The organism is Aeromonas sp. R7-1 (assembly GCF_040908115.1).
GTDB lineage: Bacteria > Pseudomonadota > Gammaproteobacteria > Enterobacterales > Aeromonadaceae > Aeromonas > Aeromonas caviae.
The window spans coordinates 78,738-103,261 of the sequence record NZ_JBFODD010000019.1; the positions used below are offsets into that span (position 1 = coordinate 78,738).

20 protein-coding genes are annotated in these 24,524 nt (G+C 60.5%); 9 read left to right on the top strand and 11 right to left on the bottom strand.

The annotated features are described in order from the left end of the window. The first annotated feature begins 41 nt into the window (after positions 1 to 41). On the top strand, positions 42 to 2,324 hold the full coding sequence (gene pflB / locus AB5Y51_RS03075) for a formate C-acetyltransferase (RefSeq protein ID WP_010674504.1): 2,283 nt from the start codon (positions 42 to 44) through the stop codon (positions 2,322 to 2,324). A 720-nt stretch (positions 2,325 to 3,044) separates the two neighbouring features. On the opposite strand, the gene AB5Y51_RS03080 is transcribed toward pflB, so the two are convergent. Continuing rightward, on the bottom strand, positions 3,045 to 3,500 hold the full coding sequence (locus tag AB5Y51_RS03080; RefSeq protein WP_103260003.1) for a YcgN family cysteine cluster protein: 456 nt from the start codon (positions 3,498 to 3,500) through the stop codon (positions 3,045 to 3,047). A 326-nt stretch (positions 3,501 to 3,826) separates the two neighbouring features. On the opposite strand from AB5Y51_RS03080, the gene AB5Y51_RS03085 reads away from it, so the two are divergent. Then, positions 3,827 to 4,063, top strand: a complete 237-nt coding sequence (locus tag AB5Y51_RS03085; protein ID WP_323942557.1) for a hypothetical protein — start codon at positions 3,827 to 3,829, stop codon at positions 4,061 to 4,063. Beyond that, complete coding sequence (locus AB5Y51_RS03090) at positions 4,063 to 4,521, top strand: hypothetical protein (protein WP_085735108.1); 459 nt, start codon at positions 4,063 to 4,065, stop codon at positions 4,519 to 4,521. Before AB5Y51_RS03085 ends, AB5Y51_RS03090 begins: the two co-directional genes overlap by 1 nt. A 122-nt stretch (positions 4,522 to 4,643) precedes the next feature. Here the strand turns inward: AB5Y51_RS03090 and sucD are convergent, their stop codons facing one another. The 8 genes from sucD to sdhC form a co-directional block, all read right to left on the bottom strand. Continuing rightward, complete coding sequence (gene sucD / locus AB5Y51_RS03095) at positions 4,644 to 5,516, bottom strand: succinate--CoA ligase subunit alpha (protein ID WP_005300222.1); 873 nt, start codon at positions 5,514 to 5,516, stop codon at positions 4,644 to 4,646. Beyond that, complete coding sequence (sucC, locus tag AB5Y51_RS03100; protein WP_005300220.1) at positions 5,516 to 6,682, bottom strand: ADP-forming succinate--CoA ligase subunit beta; 1,167 nt, start codon at positions 6,680 to 6,682, stop codon at positions 5,516 to 5,518. Before sucC ends, sucD begins: the two co-directional genes overlap by 1 nt. 106 nt (positions 6,683 to 6,788) lie before the next feature. Beyond that, positions 6,789 to 7,982, bottom strand: a complete 1,194-nt coding sequence (gene odhB / locus AB5Y51_RS03105; protein WP_042863770.1) for a 2-oxoglutarate dehydrogenase complex dihydrolipoyllysine-residue succinyltransferase — start codon at positions 7,980 to 7,982, stop codon at positions 6,789 to 6,791. 87 nt (positions 7,983 to 8,069) lie between these two features. Beyond that, positions 8,070 to 10,880 (bottom strand): 2-oxoglutarate dehydrogenase E1 component, encoded by a 2,811-nt coding sequence (gene sucA / locus AB5Y51_RS03110; protein ID WP_010674498.1) that lies wholly within the window; start codon positions 10,878 to 10,880, stop codon positions 8,070 to 8,072. A gap of 114 nt (positions 10,881 to 10,994) precedes the next feature. Then, positions 10,995 to 11,711 (bottom strand): succinate dehydrogenase iron-sulfur subunit, encoded by a 717-nt coding sequence (locus tag AB5Y51_RS03115; RefSeq protein ID WP_010674497.1) that lies wholly within the window; start codon positions 11,709 to 11,711, stop codon positions 10,995 to 10,997. Between the two features lie 17 nt (positions 11,712 to 11,728). Beyond that, entirely contained in the window at positions 11,729 to 13,495 is a 1,767-nt protein-coding gene (gene sdhA, locus AB5Y51_RS03120; RefSeq protein ID WP_042015499.1) for a succinate dehydrogenase flavoprotein subunit, read from the bottom strand. Between the two features lies 1 nt (position 13,496). Beyond that, a complete protein-coding gene (gene sdhD / locus AB5Y51_RS03125; protein ID WP_010674495.1) occupies positions 13,497 to 13,841 on the bottom strand; it encodes a succinate dehydrogenase, hydrophobic membrane anchor protein in 345 nt (114 codons plus the stop codon). Continuing rightward, positions 13,835 to 14,224 (bottom strand): succinate dehydrogenase cytochrome b556 subunit, encoded by a 390-nt coding sequence (gene sdhC, locus AB5Y51_RS03130; protein ID WP_029314418.1) that lies wholly within the window; start codon positions 14,222 to 14,224, stop codon positions 13,835 to 13,837. The genes sdhD and sdhC overlap by 7 nt, the downstream gene beginning before the upstream one ends. Positions 14,225 to 14,647: 423 nt before the next feature. Between sdhC and AB5Y51_RS03135 the strand changes: the two genes are divergently transcribed. From AB5Y51_RS03135 to AB5Y51_RS03145, 3 genes are all read left to right on the top strand, one after another. Then, positions 14,648 to 15,934 carry a citrate synthase gene (locus tag AB5Y51_RS03135; protein ID WP_010674492.1) on the top strand — a complete coding sequence of 429 codons (1,287 nt, stop codon included), beginning with the start codon at positions 14,648 to 14,650 and terminating at the stop codon, positions 15,932 to 15,934. 93 nt (positions 15,935 to 16,027) lie between these two features. Further along, the gene (locus AB5Y51_RS03140; protein WP_042863768.1) at positions 16,028 to 16,342 is read left to right on the top strand and encodes a DUF4377 domain-containing protein; all 315 of its coding nucleotides are present in this window, start codon (positions 16,028 to 16,030) and stop codon (positions 16,340 to 16,342) included. Positions 16,343 to 16,439: 97 nt separating this feature from the next. After that, positions 16,440 to 16,964, top strand: a complete 525-nt coding sequence (locus tag AB5Y51_RS03145) for a GNAT family N-acetyltransferase (protein ID WP_042863767.1) — start codon at positions 16,440 to 16,442, stop codon at positions 16,962 to 16,964. Positions 16,965 to 17,033: 69 nt separating this feature from the next. Here AB5Y51_RS03145 and fabB read toward each other — a convergent pair whose 3' ends face one another. Next, positions 17,034 to 18,245: a beta-ketoacyl-ACP synthase I gene (gene fabB / locus AB5Y51_RS03150; RefSeq protein ID WP_029314417.1), complete on the bottom strand. Its 1,212-nt coding sequence runs from the start codon at positions 18,243 to 18,245 to the stop codon at positions 17,034 to 17,036. Between the two features lie 90 nt (positions 18,246 to 18,335). On the opposite strand from fabB, the gene mnmC reads away from it, so the two are divergent. Beyond that, positions 18,336 to 20,351, top strand: a complete 2,016-nt coding sequence (mnmC, locus tag AB5Y51_RS03155; RefSeq protein ID WP_223952841.1) for a bifunctional tRNA (5-methylaminomethyl-2-thiouridine)(34)-methyltransferase MnmD/FAD-dependent 5-carboxymethylaminomethyl-2-thiouridine(34) oxidoreductase MnmC — start codon at positions 18,336 to 18,338, stop codon at positions 20,349 to 20,351. Positions 20,352 to 20,468: 117 nt separating this feature from the next. Here the strand turns inward: mnmC and AB5Y51_RS03160 are convergent, their stop codons facing one another. Continuing rightward, a complete protein-coding gene (locus AB5Y51_RS03160) occupies positions 20,469 to 21,074 on the bottom strand; it encodes a DUF922 domain-containing protein (protein WP_010674487.1) in 606 nt (201 codons plus the stop codon). Positions 21,075 to 21,397: 323 nt separating this feature from the next. Between AB5Y51_RS03160 and dcuC the strand changes: the two genes are divergently transcribed. Both dcuC and AB5Y51_RS03170 read left to right on the top strand, forming a co-directional pair. After that, the gene (dcuC, locus tag AB5Y51_RS03165) at positions 21,398 to 22,750 is read left to right on the top strand and encodes an anaerobic C4-dicarboxylate transporter DcuC (RefSeq protein WP_010674486.1); all 1,353 of its coding nucleotides are present in this window, start codon (positions 21,398 to 21,400) and stop codon (positions 22,748 to 22,750) included. Positions 22,751 to 22,840: 90 nt separating this feature from the next. After that, a complete protein-coding gene (locus AB5Y51_RS03170) occupies positions 22,841 to 24,490 on the top strand; it encodes a bifunctional UDP-sugar hydrolase/5'-nucleotidase (RefSeq protein ID WP_368178045.1) in 1,650 nt (549 codons plus the stop codon). The last annotated feature ends 34 nt before the right edge of the window (positions 24,491 to 24,524 follow it).

The following is a 24,524-nucleotide window of genomic DNA, read 5'->3' on the forward strand; positions in this document are numbered from 1 at the left end:
GGATGGCGGCAGACACATAAATACCTTGAGAGGTAATGAAAATGGCAGAACTTAACGAACAGTTCCAAAAAGCATGGGAAGGCTTCGCAGCCGGTGAATGGCAGACCTCTGTCAACACCCGTGACTTCATCCAGAAGAACTACACCCCGTATGAAGGTGACGAGTCCTTCCTGGCTGGCGCGACCGAAGCCACCACCAAGCTGTGGGACAAGGTCATGGAAGGCATCAAGATCGAGAACCGCACTCACGCGCCGGTCGATTTTGATACCGACCTGCCCTCCACCATTACCGCTCACGATGCCGGCTATATCGACCAGAGCCTGGAGCAAATCGTTGGTCTGCAGACCGACAAACCGCTCAAGCGCGCCATCATCGCCAACGGCGGTATCAAGATGGTCAAGACCTCTTGCGAAGTGTACGGTCGCCAGCTTGACCCCATGGTCGAGAAGATCTTCACCGAGTACCGCAAGACTCACAACCAGGGCGTGTTCGACGTCTACACCAAAGACATCCTGAACTGCCGCAAGTCCGGCGTCATCACCGGTCTGCCGGATGCCTACGGCCGTGGCCGCATCATCGGTGACTACCGCCGTGTTGCCCTGTACGGTATCGACTTCCTGATGGCCGACAAACTGGCTCAGTTCAAGTCCCTGCAGGCTGACCTGGAAAACGGTGTCAACCTGGAAGCCACCATCCGTCTGCGCGAAGAGATCTCCGAGCAGCACCGTGCCCTGGCCCAGATGAAGGTGATGGCTGCCAAATATGGCTGCGACATCTCCGTACCGGCCAAGACCGCCAAAGAAGCCGTCCAGTGGACCTACTTCGCCTACCTCGCGGCGGTCAAGTCCCAGAACGGCGCGGCCATGTCCTTCGGTCGTACCTCCAGCTTCCTGGACATCTACATCGAGCGTGACCTGCAAAAAGGCCTGATCACCGAGCAAGAAGCCCAGGAGCTGATGGACCACATGGTCATGAAGCTGCGTATGGTTCGCTTCCTGCGTACCCCGGAATACGATTCACTGTTCTCCGGCGACCCGATGTGGGCCACCGAGACCCTGGCCGGTATGGGCGTTGATGGCCGTACCCTGGTCACCAAGAACAGCTTCCGTATGCTGAACACCCTGTACACCATGGGCCCGTCCCCTGAGCCGAACCTGACCATCCTGTGGTCCGAGAAGCTGCCGGTCGGTTTCAAGAAGTACTGTGCCAAGGTATCCATCGAGACCTCTTCCGTTCAGTACGAGAACGACGACCTGATGCGTCCGGACTTCAACAACGATGACTACGCCATCGCTTGCTGTGTGTCCCCGATGATCGTCGGCAAACAGATGCAGTTCTTCGGTGCCCGTGCCAACCTGGCCAAGACCATGCTGTATGCAATCAACGGCGGTATGGACGAGAAGCTCAAGATCCAGGTCGGTCCTAAGACCGAAATGGTCACCTCCGAGTACCTCGACTACAACGACGTGATGGACAGACTGGATCACTTCATGGACTGGCTGGCCAAGCAGTATGTCGCCGCCCTGAACATCATCCACTACATGCACGACAAGTACAGCTACGAAGCCTCCCTGATGGCGCTGCACGACCGTGACGTCTATCGCACCATGGCCTGTGGTATCGCCGGTCTGTCCGTCGCCGCTGACTCCCTGTCTGCCATCAAGTACGCCAAGGTCAAGCCGGTACGTGATGCCGATGGCGTCTCCATCGACTTCGAAATCGAAGGCGAGTACCCGCAGTTCGGCAACAACGACGCTCGCGTCGATGACATCGCCTGCGACCTGGTCGAGCGCTTCATGAAGAAGATTCAGAAGCTCAACACCTACCGCGGTGCCGTGGCGACCCAGTCCGTGCTGACCATCACCTCCAACGTGGTGTACGGCAAGAAGACCGGTAACACCCCGGATGGTCGTCGCGCCGGTGCGCCGTTCGGCCCGGGTGCCAACCCGATGCACGGTCGTGACCAGAAGGGTGCCGTTGCTTCCCTGACGTCCGTTGCCAAGCTGCCGTTCGCCTACGCCAAAGATGGTATCTCCTATACCTTCTCCATCGTGCCGAATGCGCTGGGCAAAGACATGGAAGCCCAGAAAGCCAACCTGGCCGGCCTGATGGATGGTTACTTCCACCACGAAGCCAACCTGGAAGGTGGTCAGCACCTGAACGTCAACGTGATGAACCGTGAAATGCTGCTGGACGCCATGGAAAACCCGGAGAAATATCCGCAGTTGACCATCCGCGTATCCGGTTATGCCGTTCGCTTCAACTCCTTGACCAAGGAGCAACAGCAAGACGTCATCACCCGTACCTTCACCGCTTCTCTGTAATAGCGTCTCGGTGAACAAAAACCGGCGCCAAGGCGCCGGTTTTTTTATGGCCGTTAGCCGGTGTGCAACCGGTTCCTACCTCACAGGCCCGCAGACTCACAGGCTCTGAGCCGCAGGCTCGGCCAGACGTTAGCCTCCTAACGCCCCTCTCTATGATGCCCCTCTCCACTCCCCTCCTGCGCTTGATGCACGGATGTGCCCACCGGCACTCAGGCACTCAGGTACTCAGGTACTCAGGTACTCAGGTACTCAGGTACTCAGGTACTCAGGTACTCAGGTACTCAGAACAGCAGAACAGCAGAACAGCAGAACAGCAGAACAGCAGAACAGCAGAACAGCAGAACAGCAGAACAGCAGAACAGCAGAACAGCAGAACAGAGAAACGTTATCGTCGCGGACGCTGTAAAACATCCCCCGCCCCCTTCCCTCTCCCCTTGGGAGAGGGCCAGGCTGAGGAGAACAACACTACATCGCCAGAAGACGCCAGAAAGCAACAAGGGCAGCGGAGTGTGGACTCTGCTGCCCTTGTGTCTAAAAGCGATTGAACGAATACAGACGGCGTTAGAGACGGCTTCTCATCCCCCTCACTACGCTCATCTCACAGCAGAACTTTACACTGCCTTTATCACAAAAACGCATCCCTTATATCCCAAAAACAACAGGGGCAGCGAAGTCTCACTCCCCTGCCCCTGTAGTAAGCAATAAACGGCGGATTAAGGCTTAGCTCGCCCAGGTAATGATATGGTCGGCCCAGTCACCAGCCTGCGCCTCGTGCACTACCTTGCCGCGCACCGACTGGCCAGCCTGGTGCATGGCGCTGCGACTGCCGGTGATAAGGGGATGCCAAGTCGGCAGGGTCTGCCCTTCCGCCAGCAGGCGGTAGGCACAGGTAGAGGGCAGCCAGTTGAACTCGGCAATCTTGTCGTGGGTGATCTGCAGGCAGTCCGGCTCTTTCTTAAAGCGGTTGCCGTAATCGGAGCACTGGCAAGTCTTGGTATTGAGCAGATTGCAGGCCACGTTGGTGAACACCAGCTCCTCGGTGTCCTCGTCAATGAGCTTGTTCAGGCAGCACTTGCCGCAGCCGTCGCACAGGGACTCCCACTCCGTCATGGTCATCTCTTGCAGACTCTTCACCTGCCAAAAGGGGGCGTTCTGCACGGGTTCACTCTGCTGCATAAAAGTTGGCTCACTCAATACACTGACAAGCGCGTGGTTATACGCTTTTTGGCCCAATTTTTCAAGTTGAGTGGGAAAGTGTCAAAGAAGCGAAAGGTCAGAAATTGCGAGTAAACGTAGGGCTTAGCTGCACGTAAGATAACAGTTTGTAATTTGGATCCTGAGCCTTACTCGAAAATAACTTGTAAGAGTTTGATATTATCTTTGCGAACGTCTGATTACGCTGCACTCATCGAATCTCATAGGTTGACCCAGTAGTTACGATAGGTGCCTCAATAACTGTTATTTCGTTGCATTTTAAAAATCTGCAACGTAAGGATAACTGCATGAAGAAAGATTACTCGATCGAGGTTGTCATACTTTGCCCTGTATGTGGGAACACTCAGTTTGAAACTGTTTCAGATCTATTTTTCGTTTGTTCTGATTGCAAAAGTGAGTTCGATAAAGACTCTCTAATCGAGCAGAACACCATCTCAACAGAAACGGCGATTGAGGAACTAAAACAGGAGTTTTTAGCTGATTTAAAAAAAGACTTTAAAAAGCTTTTTAAAGGAACTAAATAATGACTCTAACCGATATAATTGCTCTTCTGGCGTTGCTCCTATCTGCTTACTCTGCATACAAAACAATGGAGTTTAATCGGCGTCAGAATGAGTTTGCGAACACAGCTGATCATTTAAACAAGCTGCTATTACGTAGAGAACAAGATGACGCAGTAGACGCTATCAGCGCAGATCTCAATGCTCGTGTTGTTAAAATCGGCAAAGGACATCGCTTAAAAATCTACAACAAAGGAAAGTCACCAGCTAGAAATATAACGTTAGAATGCCCTGTTGTTAGAGAGTTTTCGATCATGGATGATGCGCTTCCTATTGATGTCATACAACCAGGCGGAAACTTTGATCTGATTGTTGCTACTGCAATGGGAGCTCCATCTGCGGTAACAATCAAGCTGGTTTGGGATGATGAAAGAGGCCGCAATAGAGAGGTTGAAACCACCATTTCACCTTATGGGTCTTAGCTCATAGATTCGAGTAACACTGCTTATTCTGACATTCACGAACACCGATTACTATTTAAGATAGTCAGCCATAAAAAAGCCGCCCATTGGGCGGCTTTTTCAATTAGAGATAACAGGCTGACTTACCAGCCGGTTACTTCACGCAGGGCCTTGCCGATATCGGCGAGCGACCGCACGGTTTTCACGCCGGCATCTTCCAGGGCGGCAAATTTCTCGGCCGCAGTGCCTTTGCCACCGGCGATGATGGCGCCCGCATGACCCATGCGCTTGCCAGCCGGGGCGGTGACGCCCGCGATGTAGGAGACTACCGGCTTGGTGACGTGGGCCTTGATGTAGGCCGCCGCGTCTTCCTCGGCGTTACCGCCGATCTCGCCGATCATCACGATGGCTTCGGTCTGCGGGTCGTTCTGGAACATCTCCAGAATGTCGATAAAGTTGGAGCCCGGGATGGGGTCGCCACCGATACCGACGCAGGTGGACTGGCCGAAGCCCTCGTCCGTGGTCTGCTTGACCGCTTCGTACGTCAGGGTGCCGGAGCGCGAGACGATGCCCACCTTGCCCGGCTTGTGGATGTGGCCGGGCATGATGCCAATCTTGCACTCACCAGGGGTGATGACGCCCGGGCAGTTGGGCCCGATCATCCGCACGCCGGTTTCCTGCAGCTTCACCTTGACGTCCAGCATGTCCAGGGTCGGGATGCCTTCGGTGATGGTGACGATGAGCTTGATGCCGGCATCGATGGCTTCCAGGATGGCGTCCTTGCAGAACGGGGCCGGTACATAGATGACGGAGGCGGTGGCGCCGGTAGCTTCCACGGCGTCACGGACGGTGTTGAACACAGGCAGGCCCAGGTGGGTGGTGCCGCCCTTGCCCGGGGAGACGCCACCAACCATCTGGGTACCGTAGGCAATGGCCTGTTCGGAGTGGAAGGTACCCTGACCGCCGGTAAAGCCCTGGCAGATCACCTTGGTGTCTTTGTTGATCAGAACGCTCATTATTTGGCCTCCGCTGCTTTTACCACTTGCTGAGCTGCGTCAGTCAGACTCGTTGCGGCGATGATATTGAGGCCGCTGTCGGCCAGTTTACGGGCACCCAGTTCGGCATTGTTGCCTTCCAGACGCACCACCACGGGCACTTTCACCCCCACTTCCTTCACGGCACCGATGATGCCTTCCGCGATCATGTCGCAGCGCACGATGCCACCGAAGATGTTGACCAGCACGGCTTGTACCTTGCTGTCGGAGAGGATGATCTTGAAGGCCTCGGTCACGCGCTCCTTGGTGGCGCCGCCGCCGACGTCCAGGAAGTTGGCCGGGGAACCGCCGTGCAGGTTGACGATGTCCATGGTACCCATGGCCAGGCCGGCGCCGTTGACCATGCAGCCGATGTTGCCATCGAGCGCCACATAGTTCAGCTCCCACTGGGCGGCGTGCGCTTCGCGGGGGTCATCCTGGGACGGATCGTGCATCTCGCGCAGCTTGGGCTGGCGATACAGGGCGTTGGCGTCGATGTTGATCTTGCCGTCCAGGCAGTGCAGGTTGCCCTTGTCGGTGATGACCAGGGGGTTGATCTCCAGCAGGGCGAAGTCGCAGTCCAGGAACATCTGGCCCAGGCCCATGAAGATCTTGGTGAACTGCTTGATCTGATCGCCGACCAGACCCAGCTTGAAGGCCAGCTCGCGGGCCTGATAAGGCTGCGGGCCTACCAGGGGATCGATGGCCGCCTTGTGAATGAGTTCCGGGGTTTCGTGGGCGACTTTCTCAATCTCCACGCCACCTTCGGTAGAGGCCATGAAGACCACGCGGCGAGAGCCACGGTCCACCACGGCGCCCAGGTACAGTTCCTTGGCGATGTCGGTGCAGGATTCAACCAGGATCTTGGTAACCGGCTGACCGTTGGCGTCAGTCTGATAGGTCACCAGGTTCTTGCCGAGCCAGTTCTGGGCAAAGGCGCGGATCTCGTCCTTGCTCTTGGCCAGCTTGACGCCGCCCGCCTTGCCACGGCCACCGGCGTGGACCTGACATTTGACGACCCAGGTGTTGCCGCCAATCTTGTCGGCCGCTTCGGCCGCTTCCTGCGGGGTGGCACAGGCATAACCTTCGGAGACCGGCAGGCCATACTCGGCAAACAGCTGTTTTGCCTGATATTCATGCAGATTCATAGATGCTCTATCCGTGTTGTAGGTATTTCCGTCCGGGGCTCGTGTTTCTCAATCCCCTGTGAATGGGGGCCTGGGCGGCCCCTCGTTATCTTTCAGTCACGCTTGCTCAGACATCCAGCAGCAGACGGGTCGGGTCTTCCAGCAGCTCCTTGATGGAGACCAGGAAGCCCACGGACTCGCGGCCGTCGATGATGCGGTGATCGTAGGAGAGCGCCAGGTACATCATCGGCAGGATCTCGACCTTGCCGTCGACGGCCATGGGGCGGTCCTGAATCTTGTGCATGCCCAGAATGGCGCTCTGGGGCGGGTTGATGATGGGGGTGGACATCAGGGAGCCGAACACGCCACCGTTGGTGATGGTGAAGTTGCCACCGGTCAGTTCATCCACGGTCAGCTTGCCGTCACGGCCCTTGCCCGCCAGATCCTTGATGGCCTTCTCGATGTCCGCCAGGCTCATGTTGTCGCAATCGCGCAGCACCGGGGTCACCAGACCACGGGGGGTGGAGACGGCAATGCTGACGTCGAAGTAGTTGTGGTAGACGATGTCGTCACCGTCCAGCGCCGCGTTCACTTCCGGGTAGCGCTTGAGGGATTCGACCACGGCCTTCACATAGAAGGACATGAAGCCGAGCTTGATGCCGTGCTTCTTCTCGAAGATCTCGCCGTACTGCTTGCGCAGCTTCATGATGGGCGCCATGTTGATCTCGTTGAAAGTGGTCAGCATGGCGGTGGTGTTCTTGGCCTCCAGCAGACGCTCGGCGATGCGCTTGCGCAGACGGGTCATGGGCACACGCTTCTCGGTGCGACCGGCCAGCGGGGCAACCGGTGCGGCAGCCACGGGAGCGGCAGCAGTCGGCGCAGCCACGGGAGCCTTGCCCAGATTCTTGATGAAGGCTTCCACGTCTTCCTTGGTGACACGACCCCCCTTGCCGGTGCCGGTCAGCTTGGCGACGTCGATGTCGTGCTCGGCCACCATGCGGCGCACGGAGGGGCTCAGGCCATCGGCAGCGTCATCGGCCACGGCTTCCACCGGCTTCTCGCTGGTCGCTTCACCGGCAACGGGGGCCGGCTTGAGCATGGCGATCAGCTGGCGGGAGAGCACGGTCGCCCCTTCGCTCTGCAGGATGTCGCCCAGTACGCCGGCTTCCGGCGCGGGCACTTCCAGCACGACTTTATCGGTTTCGATGTCAACCAGCACTTCGTCACGGGCAACCAGATCACCCGGTTTCTTGTGCCAGGTCGCGATGGTGGCATCCGCCACTGATTCCGGCAGGTCCGGTACCTTGATCTCGATAGTCATGTAATCAGTTCCTTGTTACTTCTTGGCCAGCAGGCTTGTTCCAGGTCAGAGAGGGTCCCGACACGGGCCCTCTCATCCACAACTCGTTCATTCCAGGGTAAGGGCGTCTTCCACCAGGGCTTTTTGCTGCTTGGCGTGGACGGACATGTAACCGACGGCCGGTGAGGCCGAGGCCGGGCGACCGGCATAACGCAGACGGGCATGGCTTGGCAGCACGCTGTCGTAGTGATGACGGGTGCTGTACCAGGCGCCCTGGTTCTGCGGCTCTTCCTGACACCAGACGAAGTCGGTGACATGGCTGTAATCGGCCAGGATGGCGCGCACTTCCTCTTCCGGGAAGGGGTAGAGCTGCTCGATCCGTACCAGGGCCACGTCCTGCTGCTCCGCCTTGCGACGGGCATCGAGCAGGTCGTAGTAGACCTTGCCGGAGCAGAACACCACGCGCTTGACGCCTTTGGGATCCAGCGCATCGATCTCGCCGATGGCGTTCTGGAAGGTGCCCTCTGCCAGCTCTTCGAGCTTGCTCACCGCCAGCGGGTGGCGCAGCAGGGATTTGGGCGTCATCACGATGAGCGGACGGCGCATGGGGCGCACTACCTGACGACGCAGCATGTGGAACACCTGCGCCGGGGTGGAGGGCACGCACACCTGCATGTTGTGCTGGGCGCACATCTGCAGGTAACGCTCCAGACGGGCGGAGGAGTGCTCCGGGCCCTGACCCTCGTAACCGTGGGGCAGCAGCATGGTCAGGCCGCACATCCGGCCCCACTTCTGCTCGCCGGAGGAGAGGAACTGATCCACCACCACCTGGGCGCAGTTGGCGAAGTCACCGAACTGGGCTTCCCAGATGGTGAGACCGGCCGGCTCCGCGCTGGCGTAGCCATACTCGAACGCCAATACCGCGTTCTCGGTCAGCACGGAGTCGTACACCTCGAACGGACCCTGCTCGTCATGCAGGTTGCACAGCGGGGTGTAGGTGCTGGCATCGGTCTGGCTGTGCAGCACGGCGTGGCGATGGAAGAAGGTGCCGCGCCCGGAGTCTTCCCCGGTGAAGCGAATGCGGGAGCCCTTGTCCACCAGGGTGGCGTAGGCCAGCGTCTCGGCAAAGCCCCAGTCCACCAGCTTCTCACCGGCGGCCATCAGGCGACGGTCTTCGTAGATCTTCTCGACCTGGCGTTGCAGCACATGGGTGGCCGGGTACTGGCTGATGCGCTCGCCCAGGGCCTTCAGATGATCCATGGGCACAGTGCTGTCATAGGCCATGGCCCAGTCGTGACCCAGATACGGGGTCCAGTCCACGGAGTGCAGCTCCATGGGGCGCCATTCCTTGCTCACCCGCTCGCCCCGATCCAGGGTATCGCGATAGTCGTTGACTAGCGTGGTGGCCAGCTCAGGCGCGATGGCTCCTTCGGCGATCAGCTGATCGGCGTAGATCTTGCGCGGAGTCGGGTGCTGCTTGATCTTCTGATACATCAGGGGCTGGGTCGCGCTCGGCTCGTCAGCCTCGTTGTGGCCGTGACGACGGTAGCAGACCAGCTCGATCACCACATCGCGCTTGAAGGTGTTGCGGTAATCCAGGGCGATCTGGGTCACCAGCACCACGGCTTCCGGGTCATCCCCGTTGACGTGCAGCACAGGGGCCTGCACCGCCTTGGCGATGTCGGTGCAATATTCGGTGGAGCGCAGGTCACGGATATAGGAGGTGGTGAAGCCTACCTGGTTGTTGATGACTATGCGCACCGTGCCGCCCACGCCATAGGCTCGGGTCTGGGACATGTTGAAGGTCTCGGCAACGACCCCCTGCCCCGCGATGGCGGAGTCACCGTGGATGGTGATGGGCAGGACGCTGGAGCCGTCCTTGTCACCGCGACGATCCATACGGGCACGCACGGAGCCGATGACCACGGGGTTGACGATCTCGAGGTGCGACGGGTTGAAGGCGAGCGCCAGGTGGACGTTGCCGCCCGGGGTGGCGAAGTCGGAGGAGAAGCCCATGTGGTACTTCACGTCCCCTGTGCCCCAGGATTCGCCGTGCTTGCCGGCGAACTCGTCGAACAGGTCCTGGGCGCGCTTGCCCAGCACGTTGATGAGCACGTTGAGGCGACCGCGGTGGGCCATGCCGATGACGGCTTCCTTGCAACCCTGCTCACCGGCGCGGCGGATCAGCTCTTTGAGCATGGGCACCATGGCATCGCCCCCTTCCAGGGAGAAACGCTTGGCCCCCGGGAACTTGGCACCCAGGTATTTTTCCAGCCCTTCGGCGGCGGTCAGGCTCTCGAGGAAGCGGGTCTTCTCTTCGAGGGTATAGTTGCCCTTCCCTTCGATGGATTCCAGCCTGTCTTGCAGCCAGCGCTTCTCCTCGGTGGAGGTAAGGTGCATGTAGTCGGCGCCGATGCTGCCGCAATAGGTTTTCTTCAGCGAGGCATACAGATCGGAGAGCACCATGGTCTCGCGACCGATGGCGTAGGAGCCCACATTGAAGGTGGCCTCCATGTCTGCACCTTGCAGGTTGTGGAAGGCCGGATCCAGCTCGGCGACCGGCTCGCGCTGCCACAGACCCAGGGGGTCCAGGTTGGCGTTCTGGTGACCGCGGAAGCGGAAGGCGTTGATCAGTTGCAGTACGCGAACCTGTTTGGCATCCACCTGGGGATCGGAGACGGGAGCGCTGTAACGGGAGGAGTCCTTGGCCAGGCGGCGGAAATAGTCGCGAACCTGGGAGTGGGGTTGTTCTACTGCATGTCCGTTGACCTGGGGCAGCGACTGGAACAGGCTGCGCCATTCGTCGGCAACGGAGTCGGGGTTTTCCAGGAAGGATTCGTACAAATCCTCAATGTAGCTTGCATTCGCACCAGCCAGGTGAGATGACTCCAACCAGGCCTTCATCACGCCGTTATGCATTTCTATCCCTTGTACATCTTGTTCGCTGCACTGCAGCTTGTAGGGTCATAGCCATCCCGGGGCGGGATGGCTATCCAGAGGTCGGGCCCGGCGCAAGGCGCCCTGGCCCCGATACTACACGGCCCGGTTGAGCAACATCGACTTGATCTGACCGATGGCCTTGGTCGGGTTCAAGCCCTTGGGACAGACGTTCACGCAGTTCATGATGCCGTGGCAGCGGAACACGCTGAAGGCGTCATCCAGGTTGCCCAGTCGCTCACTGGCCGCAGTATCGCGGCTGTCCGCCAGCCAGCGATAGGCGGCGAGCAGGCCGGCCGGACCGATGAACTTGTCCGGGTTCCACCAGAAGGAGGGGCAAGAGGTGGAGCAGCAGGCACAGAGTATGCACTCGTACAGGCCATCCAGCTTGGCGCGCTCTTCGGGGGATTGCAGGTGCTCACGCACGGGCGGCAGTTTTTCGTCGTTGATGAGGAAGGGTTTGACCTTCTCCCACTGGGTGTAGAACTGAGTCATGTCGATCACCAGATCCCGGATCACCGGCAGACCGGGCAAGGGTCGAATGACGACCTTGCTGCCCTTCTTCAAGAGATCGGAGAGCGGCGTGATGCAGGCCAGACCGTTTTTGCCATTCATGTTGAGACCGTCAGATCCACAGACCCCTTCGCGGCAGGAGCGGCGGAAGGCGAGGGTGGGATCCAGCTCCTTGAGCTGGATCAGTGCGTCGAGCACCATCATGTCGGAACCTTCAGGAATATCAAGACGATAATCCTTCATATACGGGACGTTATCAACGTCCGGATTGTATCTGTAGACAGAGAATGTGACGTTCATTGTGCTTAGCTCCGCAATCAGTAAGTCCGGACCTTGGGCGGGAACGCCTCACGGGTCTTGGGTGACATGTTGACAGCGCGACGGGTCATGGACTCGGTGTCCGGATGATAGAGGCTGTGGCACAGCCAGCTCTCATCGTCACGCTCCGGGAAGTCGAAGCGGCTGTGGGCGCCACGACTCTCGGTACGGAAGTTCGCTGCCACCGCGGTGGCATAGGCGGTCTCCATCAGGTTGTCCAGCTCCAGGCACTCGATGCGCTGGGTATTGAACTCCTTGGAGGTGTCGTCCAGACGGGCGTTCTTGAGACGCTCGCGGATGAGTTTCAGCTCGGCCAGCCCTTCTGCCATGGCATCCCCTTCCCGGAACACGGAGAAGTTGTTCTGCATGCAGCGCTGCAGGTCCTTGCGGATCTGGGCCGGGTCTTCCCCGTCACGGTTGTTTTCCCAGCGGTTGAAGCGCTCCAGCGCCTTGGCGATGTCGGCGTCGGTGGCTTCCGCGCCGTGCTCCATCGAGCCAAGGGTCTCCACCAGGTGCATGCCGGCAGCACGACCGAACACCACCAGATCCAGCAGCGAGTTGCCGCCCAGACGGTTGGCACCGTGCACGGAGACGCAGGCGATCTCGCCCACCGCGAACAGACCGACAACCGGCACGTCGTTGCCATCCTTGTCCTGGGTCAGGCACTGGCCGTTCACGCTGGTCGGCACGCCGCCCATCATGTAGTGGCAGGTCGGGATGATGGGGATGGGCTCTTTGACCGGATCCACGTGGGCGAAGGTGCGAGAGAGCTCGCAGATGCCCGGCAGGCGGGATTCCAGCACCTCTTTGCCCAGATGATCCAGCTTGAGCTTGATGTGCGGGCCCCAGGGACCGTCACAGCCACGGCCTTCGCGGATCTCGATCATGATGGAGCGGGCCACCACGTCGCGACCGGCCAGGTCCTTGGCGTTTGGCGCATAACGCTCCATGAAGCGCTCACCGTCCTTGTTCAGCAGGTAGCCGCCTTCACCACGGCAACCCTCGGTCACCAGTACCCCTGCCCCGGCGATGCCGGTGGGGTGGAACTGCCAGAACTCCATGTCCTGCACGCCGACCCCGGCGCGCAGCGCCATGCCGACGCCGTCACCGGTGTTGATGTGTGCGTTGGTGGTGGACTGGTAGATGCGACCGGCGCCGCCGGTGGCGAGCACGGTGGCCTTGGCCTTGAAGTAGACGACTTCACCGCTCTCCATGTCGATGGCGGTACAGCCGACGATATGACCATCCTGGTTCTTCACCAGATCCAGGGCATACCACTCGGAGAAGACGGTGGTCTTATTCTTGACGTTTTGTTGATACAGGGTGTGCAGCAGGGCGTGACCGGTGCGGTCGGCTGCCGCCGCGGTGCGGGCAGCCTGCTCACCGCCGAAGTTCTTGGACTGACCGCCGAACGGACGCTGGTAGACGGTACCGTTGTCAAAGCGGGAGAAAGGCAAGCCCATGTTCTCCAGCTCATAGATGGCCTCGGGGCCGGTCTTGCACATGTATTCGATGGCTTCCTGATCACCGATGTAATCGGAGCCCTTGACGGTGTCATACATGTGCCACTGCCAGTTGTCGTCGTGGGCATTGCCCAGGGCGACCGTGATCCCGCCCTGGGCGGAGACCGTGTGGGAACGGGTCGGGAAAACCTTGGATAACAGGGCGCAGCTCTTGCCGGACTGGGCAATCTGCAGCGCGGCGCGCATACCGGCGCCACCGGCACCGATTACGACCGCATCAAATTCACGAGTTGGAATAGTCACCTTACACACCCCACAGCACGACGAAACCAGTCATCACATAGACAAACAGCACCACCACCAGCACAAACTGCAGCGCACCGCGCAGTCCGACCGGCTTGATATAGTCGGTCAGCACCTGCCACAGACCGATCCAGGCGTGGATCAAGACGCATACGAGCGTCAGCAGGGTGAAGACCTTGGTGAAGGTGTTGGAGAAGAAGCCGGTCCACACCTCGTAGGTGATGTCGTTGAACGCGACAAAGCCAACCAGATAGAGGACGTAGCACGTCATGATGAGGGCGGTGGCGCGGATCAGGATGTAATCATGAACACCGCTGCGCCCGAAAGTTGCAGAATTGGTTACCATACCAGTACCCCCGCCAATACCGCCAAAACCGCGGTGATCACGAAGGCCACACGGGCACTCTGATTACCGGATTCCAGCTCTTCCCAATAGCCCATGTCCATGACCAGGTGCCGCAGACCGCCCACGATGTGGTAAGCCAGCGCGGTCAGGATCCCCCACAGCACGAACTTGACCAGGAAGTTGTCCATGATGGCAACGACCGATTCAAATCCTTCGGGAGAGGCGAGTGAAGTACCAAGCATCCACAGCAAGATGGCCAATGCCACAAAGGTGATGACCCCTGAGACACGATGCAAGATGGAAGCGATGGCGGTGACAGGAAAGCTGATCGTCTGTAGGTCGAGGTTTACAGGTCTCTGTTTGTTTTTCACGGCTTTGCCCACTCAGCTCCATTGAGCACGTTAGTTATTGTTTTCACACGCTTTGAGGGCGAGGAGTGGCATTTGTTAGGTTTTTGTTACCAAAACAACTCAGGAAAGCCAAAAATAACATTTTCGATATCACATCTGGCTTTGCGAAAGCGTTTCAAACACCGACGACCATCACCCACGTGGCGCAGTATATCGGCGGCCTTAACCAATGACAATCAAATAGCTACACAGAAAATCCAAAACCGTAAACCAGATCTCACAACAGCTTTAACAAGTCATTAATGATCATCCAGCAAAATTGACAAAGACATGGTTCTCTGGTTCAAATAAGGCGCTCCAGCCGCCGTGGTACGGGTAAGAACCTTTGCCAGCGTCATAACAGTCGTAATAAAGTAGGGCTGGAACCAAATTATAAAAGAGCAAAGGAGACGTGCTATGGCTGATAAGATAGCCACCCTACATCTGCCCGGAAAAGAGCCGGTTGAACTGCCGATCCTCTCCGGTACCGTTGGACCCGATGTGATCGATGTCAGAAAGCTGGGCACGCAAGGATATTTCACCTTCGACCCCGGCTTCATGGCCACCGGTTCTTGCAAATCTTCCATCACCTACATTGATGGCGACCAGGGTGTCTTGCTGCACCGCGGTTACCCCATCGCCCAGTTGGCCACCCAGGCCAGCTACCTCGAAGTCTGCTACATCCTGCTGTACGGCGAGGCCCCCACCAAGACCCAATATGCGGAATTTGAACGTCTGGTCACCCGCCACACCATGGTGCACGAGCAGATCGCCTTCTTCTTCCGTGGCTTCCGCCGCGACGCCCACCCCATGGCCGTCATGTGCGGCGTGGTCAGCGCACTGTCCGCCTTCTATCACGACGCCCTCGACATCAACAACGAGGAGCATCGCGAGATCTGTGCCTTCCGTCTGCTCTCCAAGATGCCGACCCTGGCCGCCATGTGTTACAAGTACTCCATCGGCCAGCCCTTCATGCAGCCGCGCAACGCCCTCTCCTATGCAGGCAACTTCCTGCACATGATGTTTGGCGTGCCGACCGAAGAGTACAAGGTCAACCCCATCGTCGAGCGCGCCATGGACCGCATCTTCACCCTGCATGCGGACCATGAGCAAAACGCCTCCACCTCCACCGTGCGTCTGGCCGGTTCTTCCGGCGCCAACCCGTTTGCCTGTATCGCCGCGGGGATCGCCTCCCTGTGGGGCCCGGCCCACGGTGGTGCCAACGAAGCCTGCCTCAAGATGCTCGAAGAGATTGGCTCCGTGGATCGCATTCCCGAGTACATCGGCCGCGCCAAGGACAAGAACGATCCGTTCCGTCTGATGGGCTTCGGTCACCGGGTCTACAAGAACCACGATCCCCGTGCCACCGTGATGCGCGAAACCTGCCACGAGGTGCTTACTGAGCTGCAGATCAAGGATCCGCTGCTGGACGTGGCCATGGAGCTGGAACGCATCGCGCTGTCCGACCCCTACTTCATCGAGAAGAAGCTCTACCCGAACGTGGACTTCTACTCCGGCATCATCATGAAGGCCATCGGCATCCCCATGTCCATGTTCACCGTGATCTTCGCCATCTCCCGTACCATCGGCTGGATTGCCCACTGGAACGAGATGCACTCGGACCCGGATCAGAAGATCGGCCGTCCCCGTCAGCTCTACACCGGTCAGCCCCTGCGCGAGTTCGTGCCCCTCGACCAGCGCTGAGCCCGATCTGTCATGGTTTGTTACAAAGGCGGTCATTGACCGCCTTTTCTTTTGCAGGTTTAATCGCGCCCTTTTACGCCAAGGACATTCATCATGAAATCTCCCCTGCTCCTCAGCTCCGCCCTCCTGCTCAGCGCCTGCCAGAGCGCCCCGACCACCGAAACCCTCTATATCCAGGACAAGTTGGCAGACTGCGTCGGTGTCGCCCCCATGAAGTGCATGCAGGTGCGCAGTCAGCCGGGAGAGAACTGGAGCCTCTTCTATCAGCAGATCGAAGGCTTCACCTTTGAACCGGGCTTTCGCTATCAACTGGAAGTGAGCAAGGAGCAACTTGCCGATGTGCCGGCCGATGCCCCTTCCTTGCGCTACCAGCTGATCAAGGTCGTGAGCAAGGAGCCGGTTCGCTGACGAGTCGCTGACAGGTAACCCGGTTTCGTTTGTGTGCTCTCTGGGGTATGCTGTCACCCCTTTTTGCCACGGTTTGAGTACGGACCCGACCCGCATCATGATCACGATCCGCACCATCCGCACCCCGGACTGGCCCGCCATCATGGCCATCCAGCACGAGTGTTATCACCAGTTCGAACCCGAGCCCCTCGAGGTGATGCAGAACAAGACCGAGCTGGCCCCCGCCTGCTGCTGGGTGGCCGAGCGTCAGGGCAAGGTGCTGGGTTACCTGCTCTGCCACCCCTGGCGTGCCCACCAGCCCCCGCCCCTCTCGGTGCCGATGAAGGCGCTGGCCGGTCACGACGAGTTCTATCTTCACGATCTCGCTGTCTCGAGCAAGGCACGCGGCCTGGGTGTCGGACAGCGACTGCTGGCAAGGGCGCTCGCTTTCGCGAGCCGTGCTGGATATCGCCATGCAGGCCTGGTGGCGGTTCAGGATGCCCCGGCCTTCTGGCGCAAGCAGGGGTTTGTGCCCGCCGACACCGGCAAGTCGCTGGTGGAGTATGGTGACGGGGCTGTCTATATGCGGTTGCCCCTGGCAGACAGCGGTCCCAAACCGGGAACCATCAGCAGAGTTCAATAAAAAAAATTCAATAAAAAAGGCGCCTTTCGGCGCCTTTTTCTATTTCGCGTTGTGCTCCCCACAGGGAGATCAAGCCTTGAACTTGCTGAACACCAGAGAGGCGTTGGTACCGCCAAAGCCGAAGCTGTTGGACATGACGGTATTGAGGTCGGCCGCTTCGTATTCACGCACGATGGGCAGGCCCACGGCTTTCTCGTCCAGGTTCTCGATGTTGATGCTGGGGGCGATGAAGCCGTGTTCCATCATCAGCAGGGAGTAGACGGCCTCGTGCACGCCGGCGGCGCCCAGGGCATGGCCGGTCATCGCCTTGGTGGCGGAGAGCTTGGGTGCATTGCTGCCAAACAGGGTCTGAATGGCTTCCAGCTCCTTGGTGTCACCAACCGGAGTAGAGGTACCGTGAGTGTTGATGTAGTCCACCTTGCCGACACCCTGCATCGCCATCTTCATGCAACGCACGGCGCCTTCACCGCTCGGGGCCACCATGTCGTAGCCGTCGGAGGTCGCACCGTAACCGGTGATTTCGGCGTAGATGTGGGCACCACGGGCCAGGGCGTGTTCCAGCTCCTCGACCACCAGGATGCCGCCTCCACCGGAGATGACGAAGCCGTCGCGGTCCGCATCATAGGTGCGGGACGCTTTTTCTGGGTTGTCGTTGTACTTGGTGGAGAGCGCGCCCATGGCGTCGAACTGGATGGTGGAAGACCAGTCCAGCTCCTCGCCGCCACCGGCAAAGATGATGTCCTGCTTGCCAAGCTGGATCAGTTCCAGGGCGTGACCGATGCAATGGGCAGAGGTCGCACAGGCGGAGCTGATGGTGTAGTTGACACCTTTTATCTTGAACGGGGTGGCAAGACAGGCGGAGGTGGTGGAGGACATGGTACGCGGCACCATGTAGGGACCCACCCGCTTGACGCCCTTTTCACGGGCGATATCGGCAGATTCGGAGGTGTTCTTGCCGGAGGCGCCGCCGGAACCGGTCACGATGCCGGTACGCTCGTTGGAGACCATCTCTTCCGGCAGGCCGGCATCTTCTATGGCCTGCTGCATGGAGAGGTAGGCGTAGGCCGCGGCGTCACCCATGAAACGCATGACTTTACGGTCGATCAGTTCAGACGGATCGAGTTTGATGTTACCCCAGACACGGCTGCGCAGGTTGTACTGCTCGAACTGCTCGGAATAGGTGATGCCGGATTTGCCTGCTTTCAGGGAGGCCAGCACCTCTTCCTTGTTGTTGCCGATACTGGAGATGACGCCGATACCGGTGATCACTGCTCTTCTCATTAATTCATCTCGTCTGGAAAAACTGGCACCGAGTCTACCCGCTTTCGGCTGCCAAACTGGTCTGCTTTCACGTAGAATGCCCGCGATTTTGTGACGCGAGCCGAGGAAAACGTGAGTCAAACATCCTTACATCATGCCCGATTGGACTGGAACGAAGCGGGAACTCCAGTCTCCAGTGAGTTCGGGGATGTATACTTTTCCAATGATAACGGTCTAAGTGAAACCCGCTACGTCTTTTTGCAGCAAAATCGACTGCCAGAGCGATTTTCGCACCACGATAGTGACAGTTTCGTGATTGGTGAAACAGGTTTCGGTACAGGACTTAACTTTCTGGCCACAATGGCCGCCTTTCTGGAACAGGCCCCCCTGTCCGGCAACGGATCCCGGCTGCACTTCATCAGCGTCGAGAAATACCCCCTTACCCAGGCCGATCTGCGCAAGGCCCTGGCCGCCTGGCCCGAGCTCGCCCCCTTGAGCCAGCCTCTCATCGACCAGTGGCCGTTGCCGGTCTCCGGCTGCCATCGCCTGCTCTTTGCCGATGGCCGCATCCGCCTCGATCTCTGGTTTGGCGACATCAAGGAGATGCTGCCTCAGGTGCCCCATCCGGCAACCGGTCTGGTGGACGCCTGGTATCTGGACGGTTTCTCCCCTGCCAAGAACCCAGAGATGTGGACCCAGGATCTCTTCGACGATCTCGCTCGCCTCGCCCGCCCCGATGCCACCCTCTCGACCTTTACCTGCGCCGGTTTCGTGCGACGGGGGCTGATTGCCGCCGGCTTTGCCATGAAGAAGGTGAAGGGCCACGGAAGCAAGCGGGAGATGCTGGCGGGTGTTCGGGAAGGCAAAGTGCCGCAGCAGAGCATCGCCCCCTGGTATGCCCGCCCCGCAGGGCGGGAGGGAGAGGTGCTCATCATCGGTGGCGGCATCGCTTCCGCCATGACGGCGCTCTCTCTGGTGGAGCGGGGTCGGCACGTCACCTTGCTGTGCGAAGATGGCGAACCGGCCAGCGGCGCCTCCGGCAATCGACAAGGAGCCCTCTACCCCCTGCTTAACGGCGAACACGATGCCCTGTCGCGCTTCTATTCGCTGGCCTTCGGCTTTGCCAGAAACCGGCTGCTGGCTTTGGCAAAGCACCACCCCGTCGCCTTCTCGCTGTGTGGCGTCACCCAACTCGGCTACGACGACAAATCCGCCGCGAAGCTTGCCAAGATGAGCCAGGGCCCCTTCCCCCCCGAGCTGATGCACCCACTCTCGGCAGCGGAGGTTGAACAGGTGGTCGGCCTGCCCTGCGATGCGGATGGCGTGAGCTATCCCCTAGGGGGCTGGCTCTGTCCGGCGGATCTCACCCGCGCCGCCATCAGGGAGGCGCAGGCCAGCGGGCGGCTGGAAGTGGTGTTCAATGCCGCTGTAACCCGCATTGCCGAAGAGGCCGATGGCTGGCGAGTGGAGAGCCGGGATGGCCGCCAGTGGCACGCCCCCAATCTGGTGGTGGCGGCCGGGCATCAGTTGCCAACCCTTCTCCCCTTTGCCGAGCTTCCTCTCTATCCGGTGCGCGGCCAGGTGAGCCATGTGCCGACCACGGCTGGCTTGAGCCAGCTCAAGAGCGTGCTCTGCTACGATGGCTACCTCACCCCGGCCCACAACGGCGCGCACTGCATCGGGGCCAGCTATGGCCGCAACCAGACCGACCTTGCATACCGCACCGACGAGCAGGAGCAGAACAAGGCGCGGCTGCAAGCCTGTGTGCCCCAGCAGCGCTGGCCTGCCGAGGTGGATGTGAGCGGTGCTCAGGCCCGCATCGGGGTGCGCTGCGCCAGCCGGGATCACCTGCCGGTAGCCGGGCCCGTCGCCCGGTTGGCGGCGCTGGCGGATCATGACGTCAACGCCCCCGCGGATCAGCAGAGCGCACTACCCCTGCACGCCGGCCTCTACGTGCTGGGGGCGCTCGGCTCCCGAGGTCTGTGCTCGGCGCCCCTGTGCGGCGAACTGGTCGCCAGCGAGATCTGCGGCGATCCCCTGCCGCTGGCCGCCGATCTGCTGGAGGCGCTCCATCCCGCCCGCTACTGGGTGCGAAGGCTGCGCAGGGGCAAGCCACTGCGCGACTAGCCACCCAGGAGCCGGGGCTGCCCGCCTCCACGCCATTGGACACACCAATAAAAAACGGGCTCAATCAGCCCGTTTTTTATGTTTCCCATGAGCGTCCATGGGCCTGTACACGTGTCATCAGCCAGCCCTGGGCCAGACGACCCCCAGCTTGCGCCCCTGATCGGTCTGGCTGGCCAGGGTGTCGAACCGCGCCCGGGTGGCCTCCAGCACCGCCTGCCCTGCCTGCCAGCCCTGATGCTCCAGGGTTGGGCAATCCCGGGTCACCGGCAACTGGGCGAGGCGCGTGCCAAGCTGGCTCACGCTCTCCAGCAGGATGTCCTTGTGACGGCTCTCGTAGTCAAACATGGCGGCCACCAGCTTGTCCCACTTCTGGCGCTCCTTCGCGGGCGCACGGGCCTTGTCCATCCAGTTGGGCACCCTGACCTGGATGCGGGCACGGACGCTGGCCTGCTCCAGCTCGCAGCGCGCCGCCGTCGCCTTCGTCTGCAACTGCCAGGAGAGCTGATAGCTGGCCTTGCCGATGTGCCCGTCCGCCTGGGTGGGCGACAAGGCGGTGATCTGGCGCATCACGGCCCCCACATCGGCCCCGGAGACCCGATAGAACTGGAAGTCGACCTTGATATCGGGGGCGACCTTCACACCGGCATAGTGGGAAGGTACAGCACCGATTGAGGCGGCATAAATGAGGGCCACCGTCACCCCTGTCTTGCTGAAGAGTCCCATCTGTCCGCGGCTTTGCTCCTTGTGAGTCCCGGCTTAATTTCAATTAATAATCAATGAATTAATAACCCGATTGGGAGATTACCCCTGATCCAGCCCCCTGTCATCCGCTCTTGGCACCCGGTTGCTGCAAACGTGCGAGTCATCACCCCGGCTCAGGCGGGGATTTGCAGTCGAGATCACAAGCTGCCATCGAATGGATGGTGAAATACTCCTTAGTGGGTAATATCCGCAGTGTTTTTGTTGGCCGATACCGGATAGTCCAGCGCAACCCTCTGGTGAGCCCTGGCAGGCCACCCCCTCACTTCAACTCTTGGGAAGGTTTTATGATAGAACTTCTGATCGGCACCCTGGTCACCCTGGCCGTGGGTCGCTACATCTTCAAGGGCTACTCCGCCACCGGGGTACTGCTCAGCGGCGGCCTGCTGCTGCTGGCGATCACCGCCCTGATGGGCAAGGCGGTGCTGCCGGCGAGCGTCCCCTCCACCGGCCACATGGCCACCGACATCTTCGAATACGTGCGCTTCCTGCTGGTCGACAGGGGGGGTGGCCTCGGCATGCTCATCATGGTGCTGTGCGGCTTTGCTGGCTACATGAGCCACATCGGCGCCAACACCATACTGGTGAAGCTCGCGAGCAAGCCCCTCGGTGTCATCAAGTCCCCCTACATCCTGCTGGTGGCCGCCTATCTGGTCGCCTGCGCCATGTCGCTGGCGGTGAGCTCCGCGACTGGCCTCGGGGTTCTGCTGATGGCCACCCTCTTCCCGCTGATGGTCAACATGGGGATCTCCCGTGGCGCGGCAGCGGCGGTGTGCGCCTCGCCGGCCGCCATCATCCTCTCCCCCACCTCGGGGGACGTGGTGATGGCCGCCCAGGCCGCGAACATGGAGCTCATCGAGTTTGCCTTCAAGCTGACCCTGCCCATTTCCCTGGTGGCCATCGCCGCCATGGCGGTGACCCACTTCTTCTGGCAGCGTTATCTGGATCAGAAGGCCGGGGAGCACAACGCCGCGGTCGCCCCGAGCGATCTCGTCACCGACGCCCCCGGCTTCTACGCCATCCTGCCCTTCACCCCCATCATCGGTGTGCTGCTGTTTGACGGCAAACTGGGGCCCAAGCTCGATATCGTCACCATCATCGTCATCTGCCTGGTGCTGGCCGCCCTGCTGGAGCTGGTGCGCAAGCGCAACGGCCGCGAGCTGCTGGACGGACTGCAGGTGTGCTGGCGCAACATGGCCGACGCCTTCGCCGGCGTGGTGATGCTGCTGGTGGGTGCCGGGGTCTTTGCCCAGGGTCTGATGGGGCTTGGTTTCATCGCCAACCTCCTGGATCTGGCCCAGAGCTTCGGTACCGGCGGCATCGTCATCATGCTGGTGCTGGTGGTCATCACCACCCTGGCGGCCTTTACCACGGGTTCCGGCAACGCCCCCTTCTACGCCTTCGTGGAGCTCATCCCCCATTTGGCCACCAGCCTCGGCGTCAACCCCGCCTATCTGGTGATCCCCATGCTGCAGGCATCCAACCTCGGCCGCACCATCTCGCCGGTCTCCGGGGTGGTGGTCGCCTGTGCGGGGATGGGCAATCTCTCTCCGTTCGAGGTGGTCAAACGTACCTCGCTGCCGGTGGCCGTCGGCCTGCTGGTGGTGATCCTCGCCACCCAGATCATGGTTCCCGCCTGACTCTTTACCGGCCCGGCTGCCGCCGGGCTGGTATCCCCCCCACCCCATGCAGTAGACTCGGTGCTCTTTTTTCCTAAGGAGGACCGAGCCTTGAGTATGACGGTTCAACTTGCCCACTTCAGCGACTGCCACTCCCATTTCGATGGCGCCCCCATGCGCTTCTCCCCCGATGGCCAGTCCGAATGGCGCACCCAGTGCGGCGGCTATGGCCGCATCCTGACCCGGCTCACCGCCCTGCGCCAACAGGCCGAGGCAGCCGGCCAGACCTGCCTGCTGCTGCATGGCGGCGATACCTTCCAGGGGTCACTTTACTTCAACCGCTTCAAAGGGCGGGCCAATGCGGACCTGCTGGCCCTCTTGCGACCGGATGCCATGGTGATCGGCAACCACGAATTCGATCTGGGCAACGGGCCGCTGGTGGAGTTTTTGCGCCAGCTCGATTTCCCGGTGCTCGCCGCCAACATCGACAACCGTCAGGAGCCCGCCGATGCCCCGCTGCGGCTGCAGGGACTGCCGCGGCTGTTTGACGCGAGCCGCCCCTGGCACAAGCGCGTCATCGACGACGTGCCCTTCGCCCTGCTCGGCATCACGCTGCCGCAGATGGCCGCCATCGCGAGCCCCGATCCCCACACCCGTTTCCACGGTATCGAAGAGACCTTGAGCCGTGCCCTCGGCGAGATCAAGGCCGAGGGGATCAACCACATCATATTGCTGAGCCACCTGGGTCTGGCGCAGGACAAGCGACTGGCGACCCGCTTCCCCGAGCTCAGCCTCATCGTCGGCGGGCACACCCACAGCCTGCTGGGGGATCTGGCGCCGCTCGGGCTCGACAGCGAAGGCAACTATCCCCTCATGGTGAACGGGGTGGCCATCCTGCACGCCGCCCACAGCGCCCTCTGTCTCGGGGTGTGCGAACTCACCTTCGACGAGCAGGGACGCGTGTGCCAAAGCCGCGGCCAGCTGGAGTGGTTACCCTGGGATCCCTGGCCCTTTGCTTCCCCGCCTCCTGCGGGGCTGCACTTCTGCGAACCGGCCCCCGAGCTCGAACAGCATCTGGCCAGACGCTATCGCCCCGAGCTCGAAACCATGACCCGGCGCGTAGTGACCCGGCTCGCCGATCCGCTCCACCACCAGCGCCTGCCCGATGCCAGCCTGCCCGCCGGCAGCCAGGTCGCCCCCCTGGTAGCGAGCGCCATGCTGGCCAGTGCCCGCGAACAGGTGGGTCAGGTGGACTTTGCCCTGCACAATGCTGGGGGCGTACGCTGCTCCCTCGAGCCCGGCCCCCTGACCGAAGCAGACGTTGCTGGACGCCTGCTGCCCTTTGCCATTCCCCTCACCCTCTACCGGGTGCACGGCCATGAACTGGCCGAGGCGCTGGAGGGGGCCATCGACAACGCCACCAACAACGGGGTGACGGGCAATGGCAGCGGCAGCTTCCCCTATACCGCCGGGGTGCGCTTCTGCTATCAGGCCGACAGACCCAAAGGGGAGAGGATCACTCGCCTGGAATGGGAAGCCAGCCCGGGTCAGTGGCAGCACGTCGAGCCGGATGCCATCTATCGCGGGGTCTCCAGTGCCTATACCGCCTCCGGCAAGGAGGGCTACACGGCCCTTGCCCGCACCCTGACCCAGCACAATCAGGAGCTCGGCATCACCCTGGCGGATGCCTTCCTGCGCTGGGCACGCCACCTGCCGGAACTCAGCCCCCTGTCGGCCCTGGTGGAGTATCACGGCCAGTGAATCTGGCACCGACCCATCCCGGGTCGGTGCCGCC

What these genes read in the sequence shown, in the direction of transcription:
- sdhD (WP_010674495.1), bottom strand. Translation starts at nt 13,841, where the DNA reads ATGGTAACCAATTCTGCAACTTTCGGGCGCAGCGGTGTTCATGATTAC.
- AB5Y51_RS03080 (WP_103260003.1), bottom strand. Translation starts at nt 3,500, where the DNA reads ATGCAGCAGAGTGAACCCGTGCAGAACGCCCCCTTTTGGCAGGTGAAG.
- AB5Y51_RS03085 (WP_323942557.1), top strand. Translation starts at nt 3,827, where the DNA reads ATGAAGAAAGATTACTCGATCGAGGTTGTCATACTTTGCCCTGTATGT.
- AB5Y51_RS03090 (WP_085735108.1), top strand. Translation starts at nt 4,063, where the DNA reads ATGACTCTAACCGATATAATTGCTCTTCTGGCGTTGCTCCTATCTGCT.
- sucD (WP_005300222.1), bottom strand. Translation starts at nt 5,516, where the DNA reads ATGAGCGTTCTGATCAACAAAGACACCAAGGTGATCTGCCAGGGCTTT.
- dcuC (WP_010674486.1), top strand. Translation starts at nt 21,398, where the DNA reads ATGATAGAACTTCTGATCGGCACCCTGGTCACCCTGGCCGTGGGTCGC.
- AB5Y51_RS03140 (WP_042863768.1), top strand. Translation starts at nt 16,028, where the DNA reads ATGAAATCTCCCCTGCTCCTCAGCTCCGCCCTCCTGCTCAGCGCCTGC.
- AB5Y51_RS03135 (WP_010674492.1), top strand. Translation starts at nt 14,648, where the DNA reads ATGGCTGATAAGATAGCCACCCTACATCTGCCCGGAAAAGAGCCGGTT.
- sucA (WP_010674498.1), bottom strand. Translation starts at nt 10,880, where the DNA reads ATGCATAACGGCGTGATGAAGGCCTGGTTGGAGTCATCTCACCTGGCT.
- sucC (WP_005300220.1), bottom strand. Translation starts at nt 6,682, where the DNA reads ATGAATCTGCATGAATATCAGGCAAAACAGCTGTTTGCCGAGTATGGC.
- AB5Y51_RS03145 (WP_042863767.1), top strand. Translation starts at nt 16,440, where the DNA reads ATGATCACGATCCGCACCATCCGCACCCCGGACTGGCCCGCCATCATG.
- odhB (WP_042863770.1), bottom strand. Translation starts at nt 7,982, where the DNA reads ATGACTATCGAGATCAAGGTACCGGACCTGCCGGAATCAGTGGCGGAT.
- pflB (WP_010674504.1), top strand. Translation starts at nt 42, where the DNA reads ATGGCAGAACTTAACGAACAGTTCCAAAAAGCATGGGAAGGCTTCGCA.
- AB5Y51_RS03115 (WP_010674497.1), bottom strand. Translation starts at nt 11,711, where the DNA reads ATGAACGTCACATTCTCTGTCTACAGATACAATCCGGACGTTGATAAC.
- AB5Y51_RS03160 (WP_010674487.1), bottom strand. Translation starts at nt 21,074, where the DNA reads ATGGGACTCTTCAGCAAGACAGGGGTGACGGTGGCCCTCATTTATGCC.
- fabB (WP_029314417.1), bottom strand. Translation starts at nt 18,245, where the DNA reads ATGAGAAGAGCAGTGATCACCGGTATCGGCGTCATCTCCAGTATCGGC.